The 17,409-nt window shown below is 62.4% G+C and carries 16 protein-coding genes; 12 read left to right on the top strand and 4 right to left on the bottom strand.

Annotated elements, in window-relative coordinates; genetic code table 11:
- Nucleotides 1–37 precede the first annotated feature (37 nt).
- Nucleotides 38–766 (bottom strand): 3-deoxy-manno-octulosonate cytidylyltransferase, encoded by a 729-nt coding sequence (locus BPNPMPFG_RS26675; protein WP_258591583.1) that lies wholly within the window; start codon nucleotides 764–766, stop codon nucleotides 38–40.
- 192 nt (nucleotides 767–958) lie between these two features.
- Between BPNPMPFG_RS26675 and BPNPMPFG_RS26670 the strand changes: the two genes are divergently transcribed.
- From BPNPMPFG_RS26670 to BPNPMPFG_RS26625, 10 genes are all read left to right on the top strand, one after another.
- Nucleotides 959–1,675: a c-type cytochrome gene (locus BPNPMPFG_RS26670; protein WP_258591582.1), complete on the top strand. Its 717-nt coding sequence runs from the start codon at nucleotides 959–961 to the stop codon at nucleotides 1,673–1,675.
- A gap of 172 nt (nucleotides 1,676–1,847) precedes the next feature.
- Nucleotides 1,848–3,728 carry an extracellular solute-binding protein gene (locus BPNPMPFG_RS26665; protein ID WP_258591581.1) on the top strand — a complete coding sequence of 627 codons (1,881 nt, stop codon included), beginning with the start codon at nucleotides 1,848–1,850 and terminating at the stop codon, nucleotides 3,726–3,728.
- Nucleotides 3,728–5,596, top strand: coding sequence for an extracellular solute-binding protein (locus BPNPMPFG_RS26660; protein ID WP_258591580.1), 1,869 nt, complete (start codon nucleotides 3,728–3,730; stop codon nucleotides 5,594–5,596). The genes BPNPMPFG_RS26665 and BPNPMPFG_RS26660 overlap by 1 nt, the downstream gene beginning before the upstream one ends.
- Entirely contained in the window at nucleotides 5,583–5,828 is a 246-nt protein-coding gene (locus BPNPMPFG_RS26655; RefSeq protein ID WP_258591579.1) for a hypothetical protein, read from the top strand. Before BPNPMPFG_RS26660 ends, BPNPMPFG_RS26655 begins: the two co-directional genes overlap by 14 nt.
- Nucleotides 5,828–6,925, top strand: a complete 1,098-nt coding sequence (locus BPNPMPFG_RS26650; protein WP_258591578.1) for a microcin C ABC transporter permease YejB — start codon at nucleotides 5,828–5,830, stop codon at nucleotides 6,923–6,925. Before BPNPMPFG_RS26655 ends, BPNPMPFG_RS26650 begins: the two co-directional genes overlap by 1 nt.
- Nucleotides 6,925–8,064, top strand: coding sequence for an ABC transporter permease (locus BPNPMPFG_RS26645; RefSeq protein WP_258591577.1), 1,140 nt, complete (start codon nucleotides 6,925–6,927; stop codon nucleotides 8,062–8,064). The genes BPNPMPFG_RS26650 and BPNPMPFG_RS26645 overlap by 1 nt, the downstream gene beginning before the upstream one ends.
- A 157-nt stretch (nucleotides 8,065–8,221) precedes the next feature.
- On the top strand, nucleotides 8,222–8,455 hold the full coding sequence (locus BPNPMPFG_RS26640; protein ID WP_258591576.1) for a hypothetical protein: 234 nt from the start codon (nucleotides 8,222–8,224) through the stop codon (nucleotides 8,453–8,455).
- Nucleotides 8,455–8,955, top strand: coding sequence for a type II toxin-antitoxin system VapC family toxin (locus BPNPMPFG_RS26635; protein ID WP_258591575.1), 501 nt, complete (start codon nucleotides 8,455–8,457; stop codon nucleotides 8,953–8,955). Before BPNPMPFG_RS26640 ends, BPNPMPFG_RS26635 begins: the two co-directional genes overlap by 1 nt.
- The gene (locus tag BPNPMPFG_RS26630; protein WP_258591574.1) at nucleotides 8,952–10,580 is read left to right on the top strand and encodes an ABC transporter ATP-binding protein; all 1,629 of its coding nucleotides are present in this window, start codon (nucleotides 8,952–8,954) and stop codon (nucleotides 10,578–10,580) included. Before BPNPMPFG_RS26635 ends, BPNPMPFG_RS26630 begins: the two co-directional genes overlap by 4 nt.
- Nucleotides 10,581–10,618: 38 nt before the next feature.
- Nucleotides 10,619–11,560: a 2-hydroxyacid dehydrogenase gene (locus BPNPMPFG_RS26625; protein WP_258591573.1), complete on the top strand. Its 942-nt coding sequence runs from the start codon at nucleotides 10,619–10,621 to the stop codon at nucleotides 11,558–11,560.
- A gap of 57 nt (nucleotides 11,561–11,617) precedes the next feature.
- Here the strand turns inward: BPNPMPFG_RS26625 and BPNPMPFG_RS26620 are convergent, their stop codons facing one another.
- Together BPNPMPFG_RS26620 and BPNPMPFG_RS26615 are read right to left on the bottom strand one after the other, a co-directional pair.
- Nucleotides 11,618–11,971, bottom strand: a complete 354-nt coding sequence (locus BPNPMPFG_RS26620) for a hypothetical protein (RefSeq protein WP_258591572.1) — start codon at nucleotides 11,969–11,971, stop codon at nucleotides 11,618–11,620.
- Nucleotides 11,972–12,070: 99 nt separating this feature from the next.
- Nucleotides 12,071–12,988, bottom strand: a complete 918-nt coding sequence (locus BPNPMPFG_RS26615; protein WP_258591571.1) for a class I SAM-dependent DNA methyltransferase — start codon at nucleotides 12,986–12,988, stop codon at nucleotides 12,071–12,073.
- A 105-nt stretch (nucleotides 12,989–13,093) separates the two neighbouring features.
- On the opposite strand from BPNPMPFG_RS26615, the gene BPNPMPFG_RS26610 reads away from it, so the two are divergent.
- Nucleotides 13,094–14,101: a ligase-associated DNA damage response exonuclease gene (locus BPNPMPFG_RS26610; protein ID WP_258591570.1), complete on the top strand. Its 1,008-nt coding sequence runs from the start codon at nucleotides 13,094–13,096 to the stop codon at nucleotides 14,099–14,101.
- A gap of 232 nt (nucleotides 14,102–14,333) precedes the next feature.
- Nucleotides 14,334–15,935 (top strand): cisplatin damage response ATP-dependent DNA ligase, encoded by a 1,602-nt coding sequence (locus tag BPNPMPFG_RS26605; protein ID WP_258591569.1) that lies wholly within the window; start codon nucleotides 14,334–14,336, stop codon nucleotides 15,933–15,935.
- Between the two features lie 8 nt (nucleotides 15,936–15,943).
- Here the strand turns inward: BPNPMPFG_RS26605 and BPNPMPFG_RS26600 are convergent, their stop codons facing one another.
- Complete coding sequence (locus tag BPNPMPFG_RS26600) at nucleotides 15,944–17,110, bottom strand: hypothetical protein (RefSeq protein WP_258591568.1); 1,167 nt, start codon at nucleotides 17,108–17,110, stop codon at nucleotides 15,944–15,946.
- Nucleotides 17,111–17,409 lie beyond the last annotated feature (299 nt).

Genomic DNA, 17,409 nt, shown 5'->3' with positions numbered 1-17,409 from the left:
AAGTCTCGATTCAAATGTCTCTGTTGGAAGGAATTTCTCAGTTTGAAAGGATGGTTCTGGCGCGTTCGAGATCTTCCGGCGTGTCGACGCCAAGCGGCAGCGAGTGCACGATCTCGGCGTCGATGCGCATGCCGGCTTCCAGCGCCCGCAACTGTTCCAACCGTTCGCGCCGTTCGAGCGGCGACGGCTTCAGCGCGACGAAGCGCTCGAGTGCCGCGCGACGATAGGCATAGAGGCCTATGTGGTGATAGAGCGCGCCCTCGCCCCACGGTGCGGTGGCGCGGGTGAAATAGAGCGCCCGCAGCCGGGTGCCGGACAGCGGCGAGCCGACGATCTTGACGACGTTCGGATTGGTCTTTTCCTCATCGCGGACGATCTCGACGCCGAGCGTGGCGATATCCACCGCGGCATTCTCGAAAGGCCTGAGCGATGCGACGATGATTTGCGGATCGATCGTCGGCAGATCGCCCTGCACATTGACGATCGTTTCGACCTTGCGCCCGGGATCGAGCGCGACCAGCGCCTCGTGGATGCGATCGGAGCCGGATTCATGATCCATGCGGGTCATCACGGCCTCGAAACCATGCGCGCGTACCGCTTCCGCCACGCTTTGCGTGTCGGTCGCCACCACCACTCGGCCAAGGCCGGCCTCGGTCGCGCGGCGAGCGACATGGACGATCATCGGCGCGCCGGCGATGTCGGCCAGCGGCTTGCCCGGCAGGCGGGTCGAGGCCATGCGGGCCGGGATCAGGATCAGCGTGGACATGCTCGTTGCAAGGCGTCTCAAAAGGGGAAGGGAAAGTGGCAAAAGGTCTCACTGGAAGCGCCCTTATAGGTGTTGCAACGCCGCAGCAAAAGACCTAGTTTCCGCCCGATTTGACCGCCTTCGCAGGCTGGGTCACGATACCGACGGACGGAGTGGACGGTTCGGTCCGCCGGAAAAGGGAGCAAGGGGCGTATGGATTCCAACGAAGTCAACAAGCTGCTCGCCGGATTGCTCGGAACCGTTTTCGTGGTGTTCTCGGTCGGCCTGGTGTCCGATGCGCTGTTTGCCTCGCCGGCGCCGGAAAAGCCCGGCTTCGCCATCGAAGCCACCGAGCCGGCCGAAGGCGGCGCGGCCGCTCCGGCCGCCGCAGCCAAGCCGATCGCCGACCTCTTGGCGACCGCCAATGTCGAAGCGGGCGCTGCCGTGTTCAAGAAATGCCAGGCCTGCCATTCCGGCGAAAAGGGCGGCCCCAACAAGGTTGGCCCGGATCTCTGGGACCTGATCGAGCGTCCGGTCGCCGAGCATGAAGGCTTCGCCTACTCGGCCGGCATGAAGGAATTCTCCAAGGGCGGCACCGAGAAGTGGACCTACGACAACATCAACCACTTCATCACCTCGCCGAAGAAATTCGTGAAAGGCACGGCCATGGGCTTCGCCGGCCTGCCCAAGGACGAGGACCGCGCCAACGTCATCGCCTATCTGCGCACGCTGTCCGACAATCCCAAGCCGCTGCCGGCGCCAGGTGCCGCCGCCGACGCGACCGCGCCTGCGAAGCCTGCCGAAGCAGCCGCCCCGGCGAAGCCTGCTGACGGTGCCGCACCGGCCAAGCCTGCCGCACCTGCGGCTCCGGCTGCGCCAGCCCCCGCCGCTCCTGCTCCGGCCGCACCGGCGCCGGCGCCTGCTCAATAAACAAATTGTAACCTCAACGATCTTGAAAAAGCCGGGTTCAGCCCGGCTTTTTTGTTAGGAAAATCGCATATGCGGCGACAAAGCCGTCGCATTGCGGTTTTCACGAGCGGCAAATCATCTAGGATTGCCTTCCTGGACTGATCCGGGACACGCAGTGCGAAGAGGATAGTGCATGACGGTTGGCCGAACGCTTCTCAAGTCGTTGCTGGCGGCAGCCCTTCTGGCGGCGGGATTGCAAGCGACCCAGGCCGACGAATGGCGCACCACCTCATCGCTGATCGGCGAATCCAAGTACGGCGACAATTTCCAGCACTACGACTACGTCAACCCGAACGCGCCCAAGGGCGGCATGCTGAATTCGGTGCTGCTCGGCACCTATGACAGCTTCAATCCCTATATCGTCCAGGGGTCGCCGGCCGCCGGTCTGGTCGGGTTCGGCGGCGGCCTGCTGTACGACACGCTGATGGAGCAGTCGACCGACGAAGGTGGCAGCATCAGTCACCCACTGATCGCCGATGCCTACAAATATCCGGCCGACTATTCCTCGGCGACCTATCGGCTCGATCCGCGCGCTAAATGGCACGACGGCCAGCCGATTACCACCGACGATGTGATCTGGTCGTTCCAGGTGCTGAAGGCCAACAGCCCGCAATACAGCCGCTATTTCGAGAACGTCACCGACGCCGTGGCGATTTCCGACCGCGAGGTCGAGTTCCATTTCAACCAGAAGGGCAACCGCGAACTGCCGAAGATCATCGGTGACCTTGCCGTGCTGCCGAAACACTGGTGGGAGGGCACCGATGCCAACGGCAAGAAGCGCGACGTCACCAAGCCGACGCTGGAAATTCCGCTCGGTTCGGCCGCCTACAAGATCGCCAGTTTCAAGCCGGGCTCGGAAATCATCTGGCAGCGCGTGCCCGACTACTGGGCGGCCAAGCTGCCGGTGAAGATCGGCCGCGAGAATTTCGACACGCGACGCTACACCTACATACTCGACGACAACGCCGCCTGGCTGGCCTTCACCAAGGGCGGGCTGGAAGACATCAACCGCGAATACAGCTCGCGCAAATGGGCAACCGCTTACAATTTTCCTGCAATCCAGGCCGGCGATGTCGTCAAGAAGGATTTCCAGACCCAGGCGCCACAGGCGATGCAGGGTTTCGTCCTCAATCAGCGACGGCCGCTGTTCCAGGATCGACTGGTGCGTGAGGCGCTGACCATCCCGTTCGATTTCGAGAGCATGAATCGCACGCTGTTCTTCGGCTTCAACACCCGCACATCGAGCTATTTCCAGGGCACCGAACTGGCGTCGAGCGGATTGCCGCAAGGCAAGGAGCTGGAAATCCTGGAAAAATATCGCGACAAGCTGCCGCCCGAACTCTTCACCCAGGAATTCAAGCTGCCGGTCTACGATTCGCCGCAAGCGGAACGAAAGTACCTGAAACAGGCGGTTGATCTCTTCGCCCAGGCAGGCTGGGTGATCAAGGGCGGCAAGATGGTCAATGCCAAGACCGGCGCGCTGTTCAAGTTCGAAATTCTGGGCTGGAACGATACCGATCAGGTGATCGCCAGCCCCTATATCGCCAACCTGCGCAAGATCGGCGTTGATGCGACGTTGCGCATCATCGACCAGACGCAGTACATCAACCGCGTCAACAATTTCGATTTCGATGTCGTCACGGGTCTATTCGGCCAATCGGATTCGCCCGGCAACGAGCAGCGCGATTTCTGGAGTTCGAAAGCCGCTGACGCGCCTGGTTCGCGCAATCTGATGGGCATCAAGGACCCGATCGTTGACGCGCTGGTCGACCGCATCATCTTCGCCACCGATCGCGACGACCTTGTCGCCGCCACCCATGCACTCGACCGCATTCTGCTGTGGAACTTCTACGTCGTGCCGCAATATCACCGGTCGGCGGTCTGGCTGGCCTATTGGGACAAGTTCGGCTTTCCAGACAAGCAACCCGCCTATGTCGGTGCCGATCTCGATTCCTGGTGGATTGACCTCGACAAGGAGAAGGCACTGGCAGCCAAATACAAGGGCGGCAATTGATGACGGCCCTGCCCCGCCGCGACTTCCTCGCGCTCGGCACAGCGGCCGCTGCCGCCGCCTTGCTGCCGGGCCGGGCCTTCGCAACCATCCCGACCGGCACCAAACTGCACGGCCTGTCGGCCTTCGGCGACCTAAAATACAAACCGGACTTCACGCATTTCGACTATGTCAATCCGGACGCCCCCAAGGGCGGCCAGATGAATTTCGCACCGCCGAACGCCACCCTCAATCAAAGCTTCCTGACTTTCAACACATTGAATTCCCTGGTGTTGAAAGGAGATTCGCCACCGCGCACCGAACTCTGTTTCGATTCGCTAATGGCAAGCGCGCTCGATGAGCCGGACGCGGTCTATGGCCTGCTTGCCGAGTCCGTTACCCTATCGCAAGACCGTAATGGCTTTCGCTTCAGCCTGCGACCGCAAGCGCGGTTCAACGATGGCTCGCCGCTGACCGCTGAAGACGTTGCCTTCGCCTTGAAGCTCTACAAGGACCAGGGCCATCCGAACCTGTCCAAGGCGCTGCGGTACATGACGAAAGCGGTCGCGGCCGATCCCGTCACCCTCAATCTCACCTTCAACGGCGAACAGTCCGCGCAGAACATCCTTGCGATCGTGGCAATGCCGATCGTGTCCAAGGCCTTCTACACGGCCAATGTTTTCGATGCCTCGACCATGACACCTCCGCTCGGTTCGGGACCGTACAAAGTAGGGCGCGTGGCAGCCGGACAGACTGTCGAGTATGATCGCGTCGCCGACTATTGGGGCCGCGATCTCGCCGTGAATCGCGGCCTTTACAATTTCGACCGCATCCGCATCGACTTTTACCTCGACCGGCAGGCGGCGTTTGAAGCCTTCAAGAAAGGCGACACGCATTTTCGCGAGGAATTTACCGCACGGGTATGGGCGACCGGTTACGACTTTCCGGCGCTGAAGGACGGCAAGGTCGTCAAACGGGAATTTCCCGGCGAGAAAACGCCAGACATGCAGGCCGTCGCGCTGAACCAGCGTCGTCCGCAATTCCGCGATGAGCGCGTGCGACGGGCGATCGCCAGATGCTTCGATTTCGAATGGATGAAGCGGGTTCTGTTTTTCGGCTCCTACGAGCGCTCGCAATCGAATTTCGAACGCTCGGACTACAAGGCCGAAGGCTTGCCCTCGCCGGGGGAATTGGCCCTGCTGGAGCCGTTTCGCGCCGAGTTGCCGCCGGAGGTGTTTGGCGAACCGGTGACCCAGCCTGTCTCCGACGGTTCGGGTCATGACCGCAAGCTGCTGGGCGAGGCTTCAAGGCTGCTCACCGAAGCCGGCTGGAAGCGAGCCGGCAATTTCGTCGTCAACGACAAGGGCGAGCGACTGCGGGTGGAAATGCTGGCCGAGGACGATGGCATCGTTCGCATTTTCACCCCATGGTCCGAGAACATGAAGGCGATCGGGATCGACGCTTCGATCCGCCAGGTCGATTCGACGCAGTACGAACAGCGGCAGAGCAATTTCGACTTCGATCTCAACTTGCTCCATTGGTCGATCGGCGCGACGCCCACTGCCGACGGCCTGGAGATACTCTACGATTCCCGGATGGCGAAAACGCCGGGGCAGCGCAACTATCCGGGCACGGAAAGCAAGGCCATTGACGCGCTGATCGTGGCAGCCGGCAAGGCGCAAAGCCGGACCGAACTCGTCACCGCGCTCAGAGCGCTCGATCGGGTCTTGCGCGCGCGGCTAGACTGGATTCCAACATACTATCTGGCGAATCATCGCGTCGCCTATTGGGACATGTTCGGTTTTGTCGAGCAAAAGCCCGATTTCGGCTTTCCGGCCGAGACGTTGTGGTGGTTCGACAAGGGCAAGGCGGCAAAAATTGGCAAAGGCTGAACTTCTTGCGGACGTTGGCGCCGCCCCTCACCTGCCTGCCGGCATCCTCTCCCCGTATAGTGACGGGGAGAGGGGTGCTTTCATCGATGGTTTCGCCAATCGCAAGCGTTTCAATGAAGGCGCCGAGGCTGCGGCCGGCCCCTTTCTCCCCGTCACTATACGGGGAGAAATGTCCGGCAGGACAATGAGGGGCGGCGCCGGCGTCGACAATATCGAGGAAGACAACCTCTGATGGGCGCCTATATCCTGCGCCGCATCCTTTTGATGATCCCGACCCTGTTCGGCATCATGGCGATATCCTTCGCCGTCATCCAGTTCGCCCCCGGCGGCCCGGTCGAACAGATCATCGCCAGGCTGACCAACCAGGGCGGCAGCGATCGCCTCGGCGGTGGTGGTGGCGATGCGGGCGGCAGCGCAAACTTCGACGTCGCCGGCGATGTCAGCTCGAAATATCGCGGCGCGCAGGGTCTCGATCCGGAATTCATCAAGAAGCTGGAGAAGCAGTTCGGCTTCGACAAGCCGCCGCTCGAGCGCTTCGGCATGATGCTGTGGAACTATATCAGGTTCGATTTCGGCGACAGCTACTTCCGCGACATTTCGGTGCTCAACCTGATCCTGGAAAAAATGCCGGTGTCGATCTCGATCGGGCTGTGGATCACGCTGCTGTCCTACCTGATCTCGATCCCGCTCGGCATCCGCAAGGCGGTCAAGGACGGCACCCCCTTCGACGTCTGGACCAGCGGCGTGGTCATTGTCGGCTATGCCATTCCCGGCTTCCTGTTCGGCATCATGCTGATGGTGCTGTTTGCCGGCGGCTCGTTCTGGGACTGGTTTCCGTTGCGCGGCCTCACCTCCGACAATTGGGACCAGCTGTCCTGGTCGGGCAAGATCCTCGACTATTTCTGGCACATGACCTTGCCGCTGACGGCGTTGGTGCTATCGGCCTTCGCCACGACGACGCTGTTGACCAAGAACTCCTTCCTGGAAGAGATCCGCAAGCAGTATGTGGTGACGGCGCGCGCCAAGGGCCTGTCGGAACGACAGGTGCTCTACGGCCATGTCTTCCGCAACGCCATGTTGATCGTCATCGCCGGTTTTCCGGGCGCCTTCATCTCGGCCTTTTTCACCGGTTCGCTACTGATCGAGAACATCTTCTCTCTCGACGGTCTCGGCCTGCTCGGCTTCAGGTCGGTGGTCGAGCGCGACTATCCCGTGGTGTTCGCCAACCTCTACATCTTCTCGCTGCTCGGGCTGTTCGTCGGATTGCTTTCCGACCTGCTCTACACCTGGGTCGATCCGCGCATCGATTTCGAGCGGAGAGACATCTGATGTCGGCCGCGACCACGGAGGCGGTACCGGAGCGGATCGCGCGGCCGTGGCTGTCGCCGCTCAACAAGCGCCGCCTGCAGAACTTCAAAGCCAACCGGCGCGGCTTCTGGTCGCTGTGGATCTTCCTCGTCCTGTTCGTGCTGTCGCTGTTTGCCGAATTCATCGCCAACGACAAGCCGATCATCGCCTCCTACAAGGGCGAGATCCTGTTTCCGGTGATGGTCGCCTACCCCGAGGAAAAGTTCGGCGGCTTCTATGCCGTCACCGACTATCGCGACCCAGTCATCCAGGACGAGATCAACGCCAATGGCTGGATGATCTGGCCCCCGGTGCGCTACTCCTACCAGACCGTCAACAACGCCATTCCGGAAGCAGCACCAGCCAAGCCGTCATGGCGGTATGACGCCAAGATGCGCTGCAACCAGTATCCGCAAGGGGCAGCCGACCCGGCCTGCATCGTCGGCAATTGGAACTGGCTCGGCACCGACGACCAGGCGCGCGACGTGCTGGCGCGCGTCATCTATGGCTTTCGGATCTCGGTGCTCTTCGGCCTGATCCTGACCGCCGGCTCGGCCCTGATCGGCGTCGCGGCCGGCGCGGTGCAAGGCTATTTCGGCGGCTGGACCGATCTCCTGTTCCAGCGTTTCATCGAAATCTGGTCGGCAATCCCGGTGCTCTATCTCCTGCTCATCGTCGCTGCCATCCTGCCGCCGGGCTTCTTCATCCTGCTCGGCCTGATGCTTTTGTTCTCCTGGGTGGCGCTGGTCGGCGTGGTGCGGGCCGAGTTCCTGCGCGCCCGCAACTTCGAATATGTCAATGCGGCGCGGGCGCTTGGCGTGCCCAACCGCACCATCATGTTCCGGCACCTGTTGCCCAACGCCATGGTGGCGACATTGACCTTCCTGCCCTTCCTGCTCAGCGGCTCGATCTCGACGCTGACCTCGCTCGACTATCTCGGCTTTGGCCTGCCGCCCGGCTCCGCCTCGCTCGGCGAACTGCTCAAGCAGGCGCAGCGCAACCTCAATGCGCCGTGGCTCGGCATTTCCGGCTTCATCGTCATCTCGTTGATGCTGTCGCTGCTGGTCTTCGTCGGCGAGGCGACGCGCGATGCCTTCGATCCGCGCAAGACGTTCCGATGACAACGATGCGGACCGGCATTCAGCATGATATATTCTCAGTGTGGCAGTTCGAACGAAAATGAGCGTATGCATCAATTGTCGAAACGACTGATGGCCATGGTCAGTGGCGGATCACCAGCGGCAGGTCCTCATATCGTACCCACGAAAGGACAGAGTTGTGAATAAGGTCATCCTTGAGCATTACCCTGCATCCAAACTCCCGGATGAACTGCGGGAGGGTATAGCTTTGAGTGCCTCGGTTAAGGTGACGGTAGAAGAGGAAGCCAAACGGCCTCTCGGCCACAAACAATTGCTTGAACTTATGCGGAATGCACAGGCCAACGCGGCGGGAACAAGTCTCGAAGAGGCTGTTGCGCGTGTTCGTGCCCTCCGTGATGAGTGGGAGGATTGATGGCCGCCTTCCGGCTTTACGTCGATACGAACATTTTCATCTACGCTTTCGAAAATAACGATGCTCTGGCAAAAAAACTGCTTCAGCTGATTTCACTGAACGAGGGCAGAAAGCAGCCTTTCCTCGCGACCAGCGAACTCGTGCTGGCAGAGTTGATGGTTGATCCTCTGAAAAAGAGCAATGAGCCGCTTGTTGAACTCTATGACAATATCTCGGTTGGTAACGCCTTTGTCTCGATTGGGACGGTAACTCGCGAGGTTCTCTGGCACGCAGCACAGCTTCGCTCGCAATTCATTTCTCTCAGGCTGCCGGATGCTATTCATCTTTCGACGGCGATGCATTTCGGGTGCACACAATTTCTGACCGCCGACACCAGATTGAAGGATGCCTATTCCGTCACACCAAATCGACTTGTCCCTCCCCAATTGACAGCGCAAATTTCGATCATACGACCGGAGATTTCCGCCCTTGATAAAGTCATAGCGGAAATTGATGCATGACTGCTTCTTTGCTCTCCGTTCGCGACCTCAGCGTCGCCTTCAATCAGGGCGGCGGCCAGTCCATGGCGGTCGACCACATCTCGTTCGATATCGCCAAGGGTGAGACGGTGGCGCTGGTCGGCGAATCCGGCTCCGGCAAATCCGTCTCGGCGCTGTCGGTGCTGAAGCTGCTGCCCTATCCGAGCGCCAGCCACCCATCGGGCAAGATCCTGTTCCAGGGCGCCGACCTGCTTGCCATGAGCGAGAAGCAGTTGCGGCAAGTGCGCGGCAACAAGATCACCATGATCTTCCAGGAGCCGATGACCTCGCTCAATCCGCTGCACACGATCGAGCAGCAGATCGTCGAGATCCTGAAGCTGCACCAGGGCATGGCCGACCGTCCGGCCAAGGCGCGCACGCTGGCGCTGCTCAACGAGGTCGGCATCCGCGATCCGCAGAAGCGGCTCGACGCCTATCCGCACCAGCTGTCCGGTGGTCAGCGCCAGCGCGTCATGATCGCCATGGCGCTGGCCAATGAACCGGAACTGCTGATCGCCGACGAGCCGACGACGGCGCTCGACGTCACCGTGCAGGCGCAGATCCTCGAACTGCTGGCCGGCTTGAAGAGCCGCAAGGGCATGTCGATGCTGTTCATCACCCACGATCTCGGCATCGTGCGCAAGATCGCCGACCGGGTCTGCGTGATGACCAAGGGCAAGATCGTCGAGACCGGGCTGACCAAGGAGATCTTCGCCAATCCGCAGCACGCCTATACAAGGCATCTGCTGGCCGCCGAGCCTAAGGGCAAGCCGCCGGCGGCCAATGCCGCGGCCAAGCCGGTGATGACCGGCAAGGACATCAAGGTCTGGTTTCCGATCAAGCAGGGCTTCTTCCGCCGTACCGTCGACAATGTGAAGGCGGTCGACGGCATCGATATCACCGTACGCGCCGGGCAGACGCTCGGCGTGGTCGGCGAATCCGGCTCGGGCAAGACGACGCTCGGCCTGGCGCTGGCGCGGATGATCTCGTCGACCGGGACCATCCAGTTCAACGGGCGCGACATCAACCAGCTGTCGTTCAACGCCATGCGGCCGCTCAGGCGGGAATTGCAGATCGTCTTCCAGGATCCGTTCGGCTCGCTCAGCCCGCGCATGTCGATCGCCGAGATCATCGAGGAAGGGCTGAAGATCCACGAGCCGAAACTGTCGCCCGACCAGCGCGACGACAAAGTGGCCGCCGTGCTGAAGGAAGTCGGGCTCGATCCGGCGACCCGCAACCGCTACCCCCACGAGTTCTCCGGCGGCCAGCGCCAGCGTGTCGCCATAGCGCGCGCCATGGTGCTCAACCCGCGCTTCGTCATGCTCGACGAGCCGACATCGGCGCTCGACATGAGCGTGCAGGCGCAGGTCGTCGACCTGCTGCGCAGCCTGCAGGCCAAGCACGACCTTGCCTATCTGTTCATCAGCCACGACCTCAAGGTCATCCGAGCGCTGGCCAACGACGTCATCGTCATGCGCAATGGCAGGATCGTCGAAGCCGGGTCTTCCGAGCAGATTTTTGAAAATCCGCAAACCGACTATACTCGGGCGCTGATCTCGGCCGCCTTCAAGATAGAGACGGCGCCGGTCGGCATCGTCAGCGAATAGCCTGGACAACGGGCACGCATAACAGGGAAACTCCATTCATGGAAAAAGGCCGCATCCTGCTTGCCGTCACCGGCTTTCATCCACAGCGCTGGCGCGACCTGCTGTCGGCCGAGCGCGAGGTGGTGCTCGAGCCGGACGGCGCCAGCGACCCTTCGATCACCTATGCGGTGGTGTGGAAGCAGAAGCCGAACATTCTGGCGTCGCTGCCCAATCTGCGCGCCATCTTCTCGATCGGCGCCGGCGTCGACCATATCTTCGCCGATCCAGGCCTGCCCGACGTGCCTATCGTCAAGGTGGTCGCTGACAACCTCACCCAGTACATGACCGAATATGTCGTCTGGCGGGTGCTCGACCATCACCGCCACGGCCTGCTCTACCGGTCGCAGCAGCCGAAGAAGATCTGGCACGAGCCGCAGCAACGGCCGGCCACCGACATTTCGGTCGGCATCATGGGGCTCGGCAATCTCGGCCGCGCCGCGGCCTCGGTGCTGTTGTCGCTCGGCTTTGCCGTCAATGGCTGGTCACGCAGCGAGCGGCCGATGAAGGGCGTTGCAACCTATTCCGGCGAGGCCGGACTGATCCCGTTCCTCAAGGCGACCGATATTCTGGTCGTGCTTTTGCCGCTGACGCCAGACACAAATGGCATCATCAATTACGGCGTTCTGAAGGAACTGAGGAAACGCAACGGTCTCGGCGGCTCGGTGTTGATCAATGCCGGACGCGGCCGCCTGCAGAAGGACGCCGACATCGTGCGCGCGCTAGACGACGGCACCTTGAAGGAGGCAAGCCTTGACGTGTTCGAAGTCGAACCGCTGCCGAAGACCAGCCCGCTTTGGGGGCATCCGAAAGTGTTCGTGACGCCGCACGCGGCGGCGACCTCCGACCCTGTCCACCTGGCGCCGATCATGCTGCGCCAGATGGACGCTTTTGAACGCGGCGAGCCGTTGCAGAATCTGGTCGATCGCAAAGCGGGGTATTAGCAGATCTCAGAGGGGGCACGAGCTTCCTCGCGTTCGGCATCGTGGTGCGAAAACCGGTCAGCCCCCGAGTGAAAGCTTCTTCCGCGGCTGGCCGCAGGCACGGCGATCAATCGACCGGTTCATGGCATCCATCTCGCCGGTCGCCTTGTCGGTGTCGCGCTCGGCCTTGGAGCGCATGTCGGGAATGAACGGACCGAAGCCCATCGCCGGATTGGAGAATTTCGGCTTGGCCTGCGCCGACAAATGGTATTGCTGCGCCAGTCCATTGCGCCGCGCCAGCAACTGGTTGCAGGGCACGGTGTCATACTGCAGGGAGGACTGGATGTCGGCGTCCTGCCTCTCGGCCAGAGAACTGCCCGCGCAGCCGGCGGCCACCAGGCAAGATGCCAAGACAATCATGTTCCAGCGCATCGACTATGCTCCTCGCGATATCCACCTGATGCGACCAGATCGCAAATATCAGTCGCGCATGCAAATCAGACTTTTTCGCAGCACGGATAAATTGCCGCCTCAAACCGCCGGCAGCTTGCCTGCCACAACGACCAACCCGTTGACGGGCTCCCGGCGGTCCTGCCGGATCACGGTTGTTTCCAGCGACAGGATCGAAAACCCGTGGGCAGACAGGTTTTCACGCACATAGTGTTGCGAATGCGCATAGCGGCGCGATGGCTGCAACACAAAATCACCATCGCCGGCCAAGCTCTCGACGGAAAAGGCAAACAGGCCATCGCCGGCAAGCAAGCCGGCGACCGTCTTCACCACGCCGTCGAGCGCGCCGATGTAGATGAAGACATCGGCCACCGTCACCAGGCCGGCTTTCGGGCCGGTGTAGGAAAAATCGCGCAGATCGGCCTTGCCGAGGACATCGTAGATGCCTTTGGCCCGCGCCTGCTTCAGCATCCTGGCCGAAATGTCATATCCCTCCAGCCGATCGACGATCGGCCGCAGCCTTTGCCCCATCAACCCGGTTCCGCAGCCGAGATCGAGCGCCAGCGGGAAGCGGTCCGGCCTTGCCGTTCGAATGGCCTGGGCGAGCAGCTCAGGCAGCCGGTAACCCAATCCATCGACCAGTGATTCATCGAAGCTGTCGGCATAGTGATCGAACAGGGTCTCGACGAAGGTACTGGGCAGCGTGCCGGACTCCGGCGCCTTGCCCATCAGTTGCAGGTTCAGTGCGGCACCTTGGCGATCCGTCGGATCGAGTTGCAGCGACATCGTCCATGCCTGCGCGGCGAGGTCCGGCGCACCCGCCGCCTGCTGCATTTCGCCGAGGCGGAACCAGCCCATCGCCCATTGCGGCGTCAGTTCCAGCGCGCCGAGCAGCAATTCCGCCGCCGCCGCATGGTCGCCATCCGCATGAAGCATCTCGGCATAATCGGCGCGGCGATCGACGTTCAAGTCGCCGGACGAGGCCTGGAGCGGTTTCATGGCGATGGGTCCTGCCGGCGGCTGGAGCCGGCGCTGCTGTATGCGGGAGTCAGCAGTGACTTACAACAGGCTTCCCGCGGCGGAATTATATCCTATCTTGGGATCATGCGCGCCAGCGACCTGCTTCATCCCCGGCCCGAGGGCCTTTATTGCCCGCCGGGCGACTTCTTCATCGACCCGGTGCGGCCGGTGAACCGGGCGCTGATCACGCACGGCCATTCCGACCATGCGCGTTCCGGCCACCGCTCGGTGCTGGCAACGCAGCAGACGCTCGACATCATGGGCCTGCGCTATGGCGAACATTTTGCCGACACGACGCAAGCGGCAACGCTCGGCGAGACGATTGCCCTCAACGGTGTGAACGTCAGCTTCCATCCGGCCGGCCATGTGCTGGGCTCGGCGCAGATCGCCGTCGAGCACCAGGGCACGCGCATCGTCGCTTCCGGCGACTACAAGCGGCAGAGGGACGCGACCTGTCGGCCGTTCGAGCCGGTGGCCTGCGACGTGTTCATCACCGAGGCGACCTTCGGCCTGCCGGTATTCCGCCACCCACCCGACACCGGAGAGATCGCCCGCCTGCTGAAATCGGCGGCGCAGTTTCCCGAACGCTCGCATCTGGTCGGCGCCTATGCGCTTGGCAAGGCGCAGCGGGTGATGCGGCTGTTGCGCGACGCCGGTTACGAGAGGCCGATCTACATCCATGGCGCGCTGACAAAACTCAGTGAGTATTATCAAAGCCAGGGCATCGACCTCGGGACCCTCGAACCGGCAACGGTGGAGGGCGGCAGGCAAGATTTCGCGGGCGCGATCGTTGTCGGTCCGCCGTCGGCTTTCGCCGACCGCTGGGCACGACGCTTTCCCGATCCGATCTCGTGCTTCGCCTCAGGCTGGATGCGCATCCGCCAGCGCGCCAAGCAAGGCGGCGTCGAACTGCCGCTGATCATCTCGGACCACGCCGACTGGGACGAACTGACCGCCACCGTCAAGCAGACCGGAGCCGAGGAAATTTGGGTGACGCATGGCCGCGAGGAAGCGCTGGTGCGCTGGTGCGAACTCGAAGGCATCACTGCCCGGCCACTGCATCTGGTGGGCTATGAGGATGAGGGCGATTGATGGCGCCTGTGGCCGATCTAGCGCTCTACGGCGCCCCCCTCTGTCCTGCCGGACATCTCCCCCTCAAGGAGGGAGATCGGATGTCATTTTTGCTTTCGCAAATCTTCAGCGTTGCAAAGAAGGAGCCGGCGGCGAAACTGCCAATCTCCCCCCTTGAGGGGGAGATGTCCGGCAGGACAGAGGGGGGCGCGCCAGAACGCAAACCTCTGCCATCAGCACGGCTCATACCCTCATGAACCGCTTCGCCGAGCTTCTCGACCGCCTGGTGCTGACGCCGTCGCGCAACGGCAAGCTGACCTTGCTGACCGACTATTTCCGCACCGTGGAGGATCCCGACCGTGGCCTGGCGCTGGCTGCCATCACGGGCGATCTCAACATAGCCGCGATCAAGCCGGCGATGCTGCGCACCCTGGTCACCGAGCGCATGGACCCGGTGCTGTTCGGCTATTCCTACGACTATGTCGGCGATCTTGCCGAAACGGTGTCGCTGGTCTGGCCGCAAACGCCCGGAAATATCCCGAACCGCGAGCCGACGCTTGGCGAGGTCGTGGCCAAATTACAAGCGGCAAGCCGCTCCGACGGACCGAAGGTGCTGGCGAATCTGCTCGACAGCGCCGGCATCTCGGCGCGCTTTGCCATCATCAAGCTGGTCACCGGTGGCCTGCGCATCGGCGTGTCGGCGCGGCTGGCCAAACAGGCGCTGGCGGATTTCGGCACGGTCGACGTCGCCGAGATCGAAGAGCTTTGGCACGGGTTGTCGCCGCCTTACACGGCGCTGTTCGCATGGCTGGAAGGCAAGGCCGAAAAACCACAAAGCACGGCGATGGCGCTGTTCAGGCCGGTGATGCTGTCGAACCCGGTCGGCGACGGCGACCTCGAAAAGCTCGACCCGGCGGACTATGCGGCCGAATGGAAATGGGACGGCATCCGTGTCCAGGCTGTCGCCGAAGGCGGCATCCGCCGGCTCTATTCGCGCACCGGCGACGATGTCTCCGGCGCCTTTCCCGACCTCGCCGACGCCATGCATTTTTCCGCAACGCTGGACGGTGAGCTGTTGGTTGGCGATCCCCGGCAGGCGACGGGCACCTTCTCGGATTTGCAGCAAAGGCTGAACCGCAAGACGGTGACGCCGAAGATGCAGCAGCAGTATCCGGCCTTTATGCGCTGCTACGATGTGCTGCAGATCGGCGACGAGGACCTGCGCGCGCTGCCGTTTCGCGCCCGGCGCGGCCGCCTGGAAACCTTTGTCGCAACGCTCGACCCGAGCCGCTTCGACCTTTCACCCTTCGTCGACTTCGCGGATTGGCGGGCGCTGGAGGAACTGCGCCGGGCGCCACCGCATCCGATCATCGAGGGCGTGATGCTGAAGCGCTGGGACTCGCCCTATGTCGCCGGCCGGCCGAAAGGCCCGTGGTTCAAATGGAAACGCGATCCCCACACGGTGGACGCGGTGCTGATGTATGCGCAGCGCGGCCATGGCAAGCGCTCCAGCTTCTACTCCGACTACACATTCGGCGTCTGGTCCGGCCCGCAGGGCGAGGAGGAGCTGGTGCCGGTCGGCAAGGCCTATTTCGGCTTCACCGACGAGGAGTTGAAGCAGATCGACAAATATGTCCGCGACAACACGGTCGAACGCTTCGGACCGGTGCGCTCGGTGCGCGCCGACCGCGACAACGGCCTGGTGCTGGAAGTCGCCTTCGAAGGGCTCAACCGCTCGACCCGGCACAAATCCGGCGTCGCCATGCGCTTTCCTCGCATTTCACGGTTGCGCTGGGACAAGCCGGCCAACGAAGCCGACCGCATCGAGACGCTGCAGGCGCTGCTCGATCGCTAGCGCAATTCTTACGGCTCGACCGAGACGCGAATCTCGTAGATGTCCGCGGCCTTGCCCTGCTTGTCGAAGTCGGAGTTGACGGCGATCGTGCCGGCCGAGCCCGGGTGCTTGTTGGGAAACTGCACATCGAACAGATATTCGTTGCGCTGCTGGCCGACCGCGTAGCGCTTGCGGCCGCAGTCCCCCAGTTCGCCGAAATTGCAGTCGACGGAAATCTGCGTCTCCTTGCCTTCTTCGGAGCGGGCAATGATGTCGAACATCGCATGTTTGCCGGCGAGCTTCTCCAGCACGCCTTGCCCGACATCGAAGCTGATCGCCGAACCGGAGGCGCCGGAACGGATGCGCAGGAACGACCCGGTATCGTCCTTCATCACCTCGGCCTTGGCATCCGACGGGGCGCTGACATGCGACGCGTCGGTCGGCGAAAACACGTTGATCCAGTTGCGCGACTGGTCCGCGGCACCGGGCTTTGCCGGTCCGGTGTCGCCATTGGCCGGCGTGAAATCGTCGCCGTTGACGGTCGGCGGCGCTTCGGGCGGGGCGGTGTCGAGCTGCGCCTGCGTCTTGAACACGCCGGTTTGCACGGCGAAAAACAGGCCTATGCCGACCGCTGCAAGCAGCGTCACGGTCAGGAAGATGGCGGTCAGCGGCAGGCGACGCCCCCTTATGCGCCGTTCATCGCGGTCGGGCGCCACTTCCGTCGCGGCGCCGGCCGTGGCGGGAGCCGACATGTCGATGGCCGGCGCATCGGGAAGACTGGCGTCCGGCATGATGTCGGGAACGACTGGCAGCACACGCGAGCGCGGCGCGTCGGAGGCCGAGCGCGGCGCATCGGAGGCGGATTGCACTGGCCCGTCGACGACGACGGCGGGTGATGACGGCTGTTGACCCGACTCGACCGTGGGGGACGCGCCCACCCCAAGCTCGACCGCCGGTGCATCGCCCTGCGGGCCGATATCAGGCACTGCCGGCAGGAACTCGGATTCGATTTCGGTGATTTTCGCCTGTATCGCCTTGCGGCGCTTGATGGCGACTTCAACGGTCACGTCAGGATTGGCCTGGAGCGCGCGGTCGAGCGCGGCAAAAGCCGATCGATAGACCCTTTCGCGGAACGCGCGGTCCTCGGCATTGCCTTTCTCGAAGGCGTTCCGGATCGCTTTTTCGATCGCGTCCAAGTGGGTCCCTCTGCACGTTTTCCCAACCTTGCCATGATCGTTAGCCGCAGGCGGCCAATCAATCAACGGGCGAGCGGCGCATTCTGCCTTGTTGGGGTGTGCAAAGTCCATTGCGACGCTGTTCCGGCAACGAAATCAGCATGTTTCATCCGTTTTCACGCGCAAGGCGGCGCTAACCATGCCGGGGCGCCGCGCCGCGACCGGTTCGCGAACAACGCGGCGGCCGGTTTTCGACGGCGGCATGACACCTTGCATGAATTGCCAAGTCGCATCTTGAATTCGCGGCCGGTTGAGTCTAT

Origin of the sequence: Mesorhizobium sp. AR07, from assembly GCF_024746815.1 — a bacterium.
GTDB lineage: Bacteria > Pseudomonadota > Alphaproteobacteria > Rhizobiales > Rhizobiaceae > Mesorhizobium.
The sequence above is the reverse complement of the archived record's forward strand: the minus strand, read 5'-3'. Positions and strand labels throughout refer to the sequence as shown.

Bases quoted from the DNA above. Each gene is read 5' to 3' on its own strand.
- BPNPMPFG_RS26675 (WP_258591583.1), bottom strand. From the start codon at position 766: ATGTCCACGCTGATCCTGATCCCGGCCCGCATGGCCTCGACCCGCCTG.
- BPNPMPFG_RS26670 (WP_258591582.1), top strand. From the start codon at position 959: ATGGATTCCAACGAAGTCAACAAGCTGCTCGCCGGATTGCTCGGAACC.
- BPNPMPFG_RS26665 (WP_258591581.1), top strand. From the start codon at position 1,848: ATGACGGTTGGCCGAACGCTTCTCAAGTCGTTGCTGGCGGCAGCCCTT.
- BPNPMPFG_RS26660 (WP_258591580.1), top strand. From the start codon at position 3,728: ATGACGGCCCTGCCCCGCCGCGACTTCCTCGCGCTCGGCACAGCGGCC.
- BPNPMPFG_RS26650 (WP_258591578.1), top strand. From the start codon at position 5,828: ATGGGCGCCTATATCCTGCGCCGCATCCTTTTGATGATCCCGACCCTG.
- BPNPMPFG_RS26645 (WP_258591577.1), top strand. From the start codon at position 6,925: ATGTCGGCCGCGACCACGGAGGCGGTACCGGAGCGGATCGCGCGGCCG.
- BPNPMPFG_RS26635 (WP_258591575.1), top strand. From the start codon at position 8,455: ATGGCCGCCTTCCGGCTTTACGTCGATACGAACATTTTCATCTACGCT.
- BPNPMPFG_RS26630 (WP_258591574.1), top strand. From the start codon at position 8,952: ATGACTGCTTCTTTGCTCTCCGTTCGCGACCTCAGCGTCGCCTTCAAT.
- BPNPMPFG_RS26625 (WP_258591573.1), top strand. From the start codon at position 10,619: ATGGAAAAAGGCCGCATCCTGCTTGCCGTCACCGGCTTTCATCCACAG.
- BPNPMPFG_RS26620 (WP_258591572.1), bottom strand. From the start codon at position 11,971: ATGCGCTGGAACATGATTGTCTTGGCATCTTGCCTGGTGGCCGCCGGC.
- BPNPMPFG_RS26615 (WP_258591571.1), bottom strand. From the start codon at position 12,988: ATGAAACCGCTCCAGGCCTCGTCCGGCGACTTGAACGTCGATCGCCGC.
- BPNPMPFG_RS26610 (WP_258591570.1), top strand. From the start codon at position 13,094: ATGCGCGCCAGCGACCTGCTTCATCCCCGGCCCGAGGGCCTTTATTGC.
- BPNPMPFG_RS26605 (WP_258591569.1), top strand. From the start codon at position 14,334: ATGAACCGCTTCGCCGAGCTTCTCGACCGCCTGGTGCTGACGCCGTCG.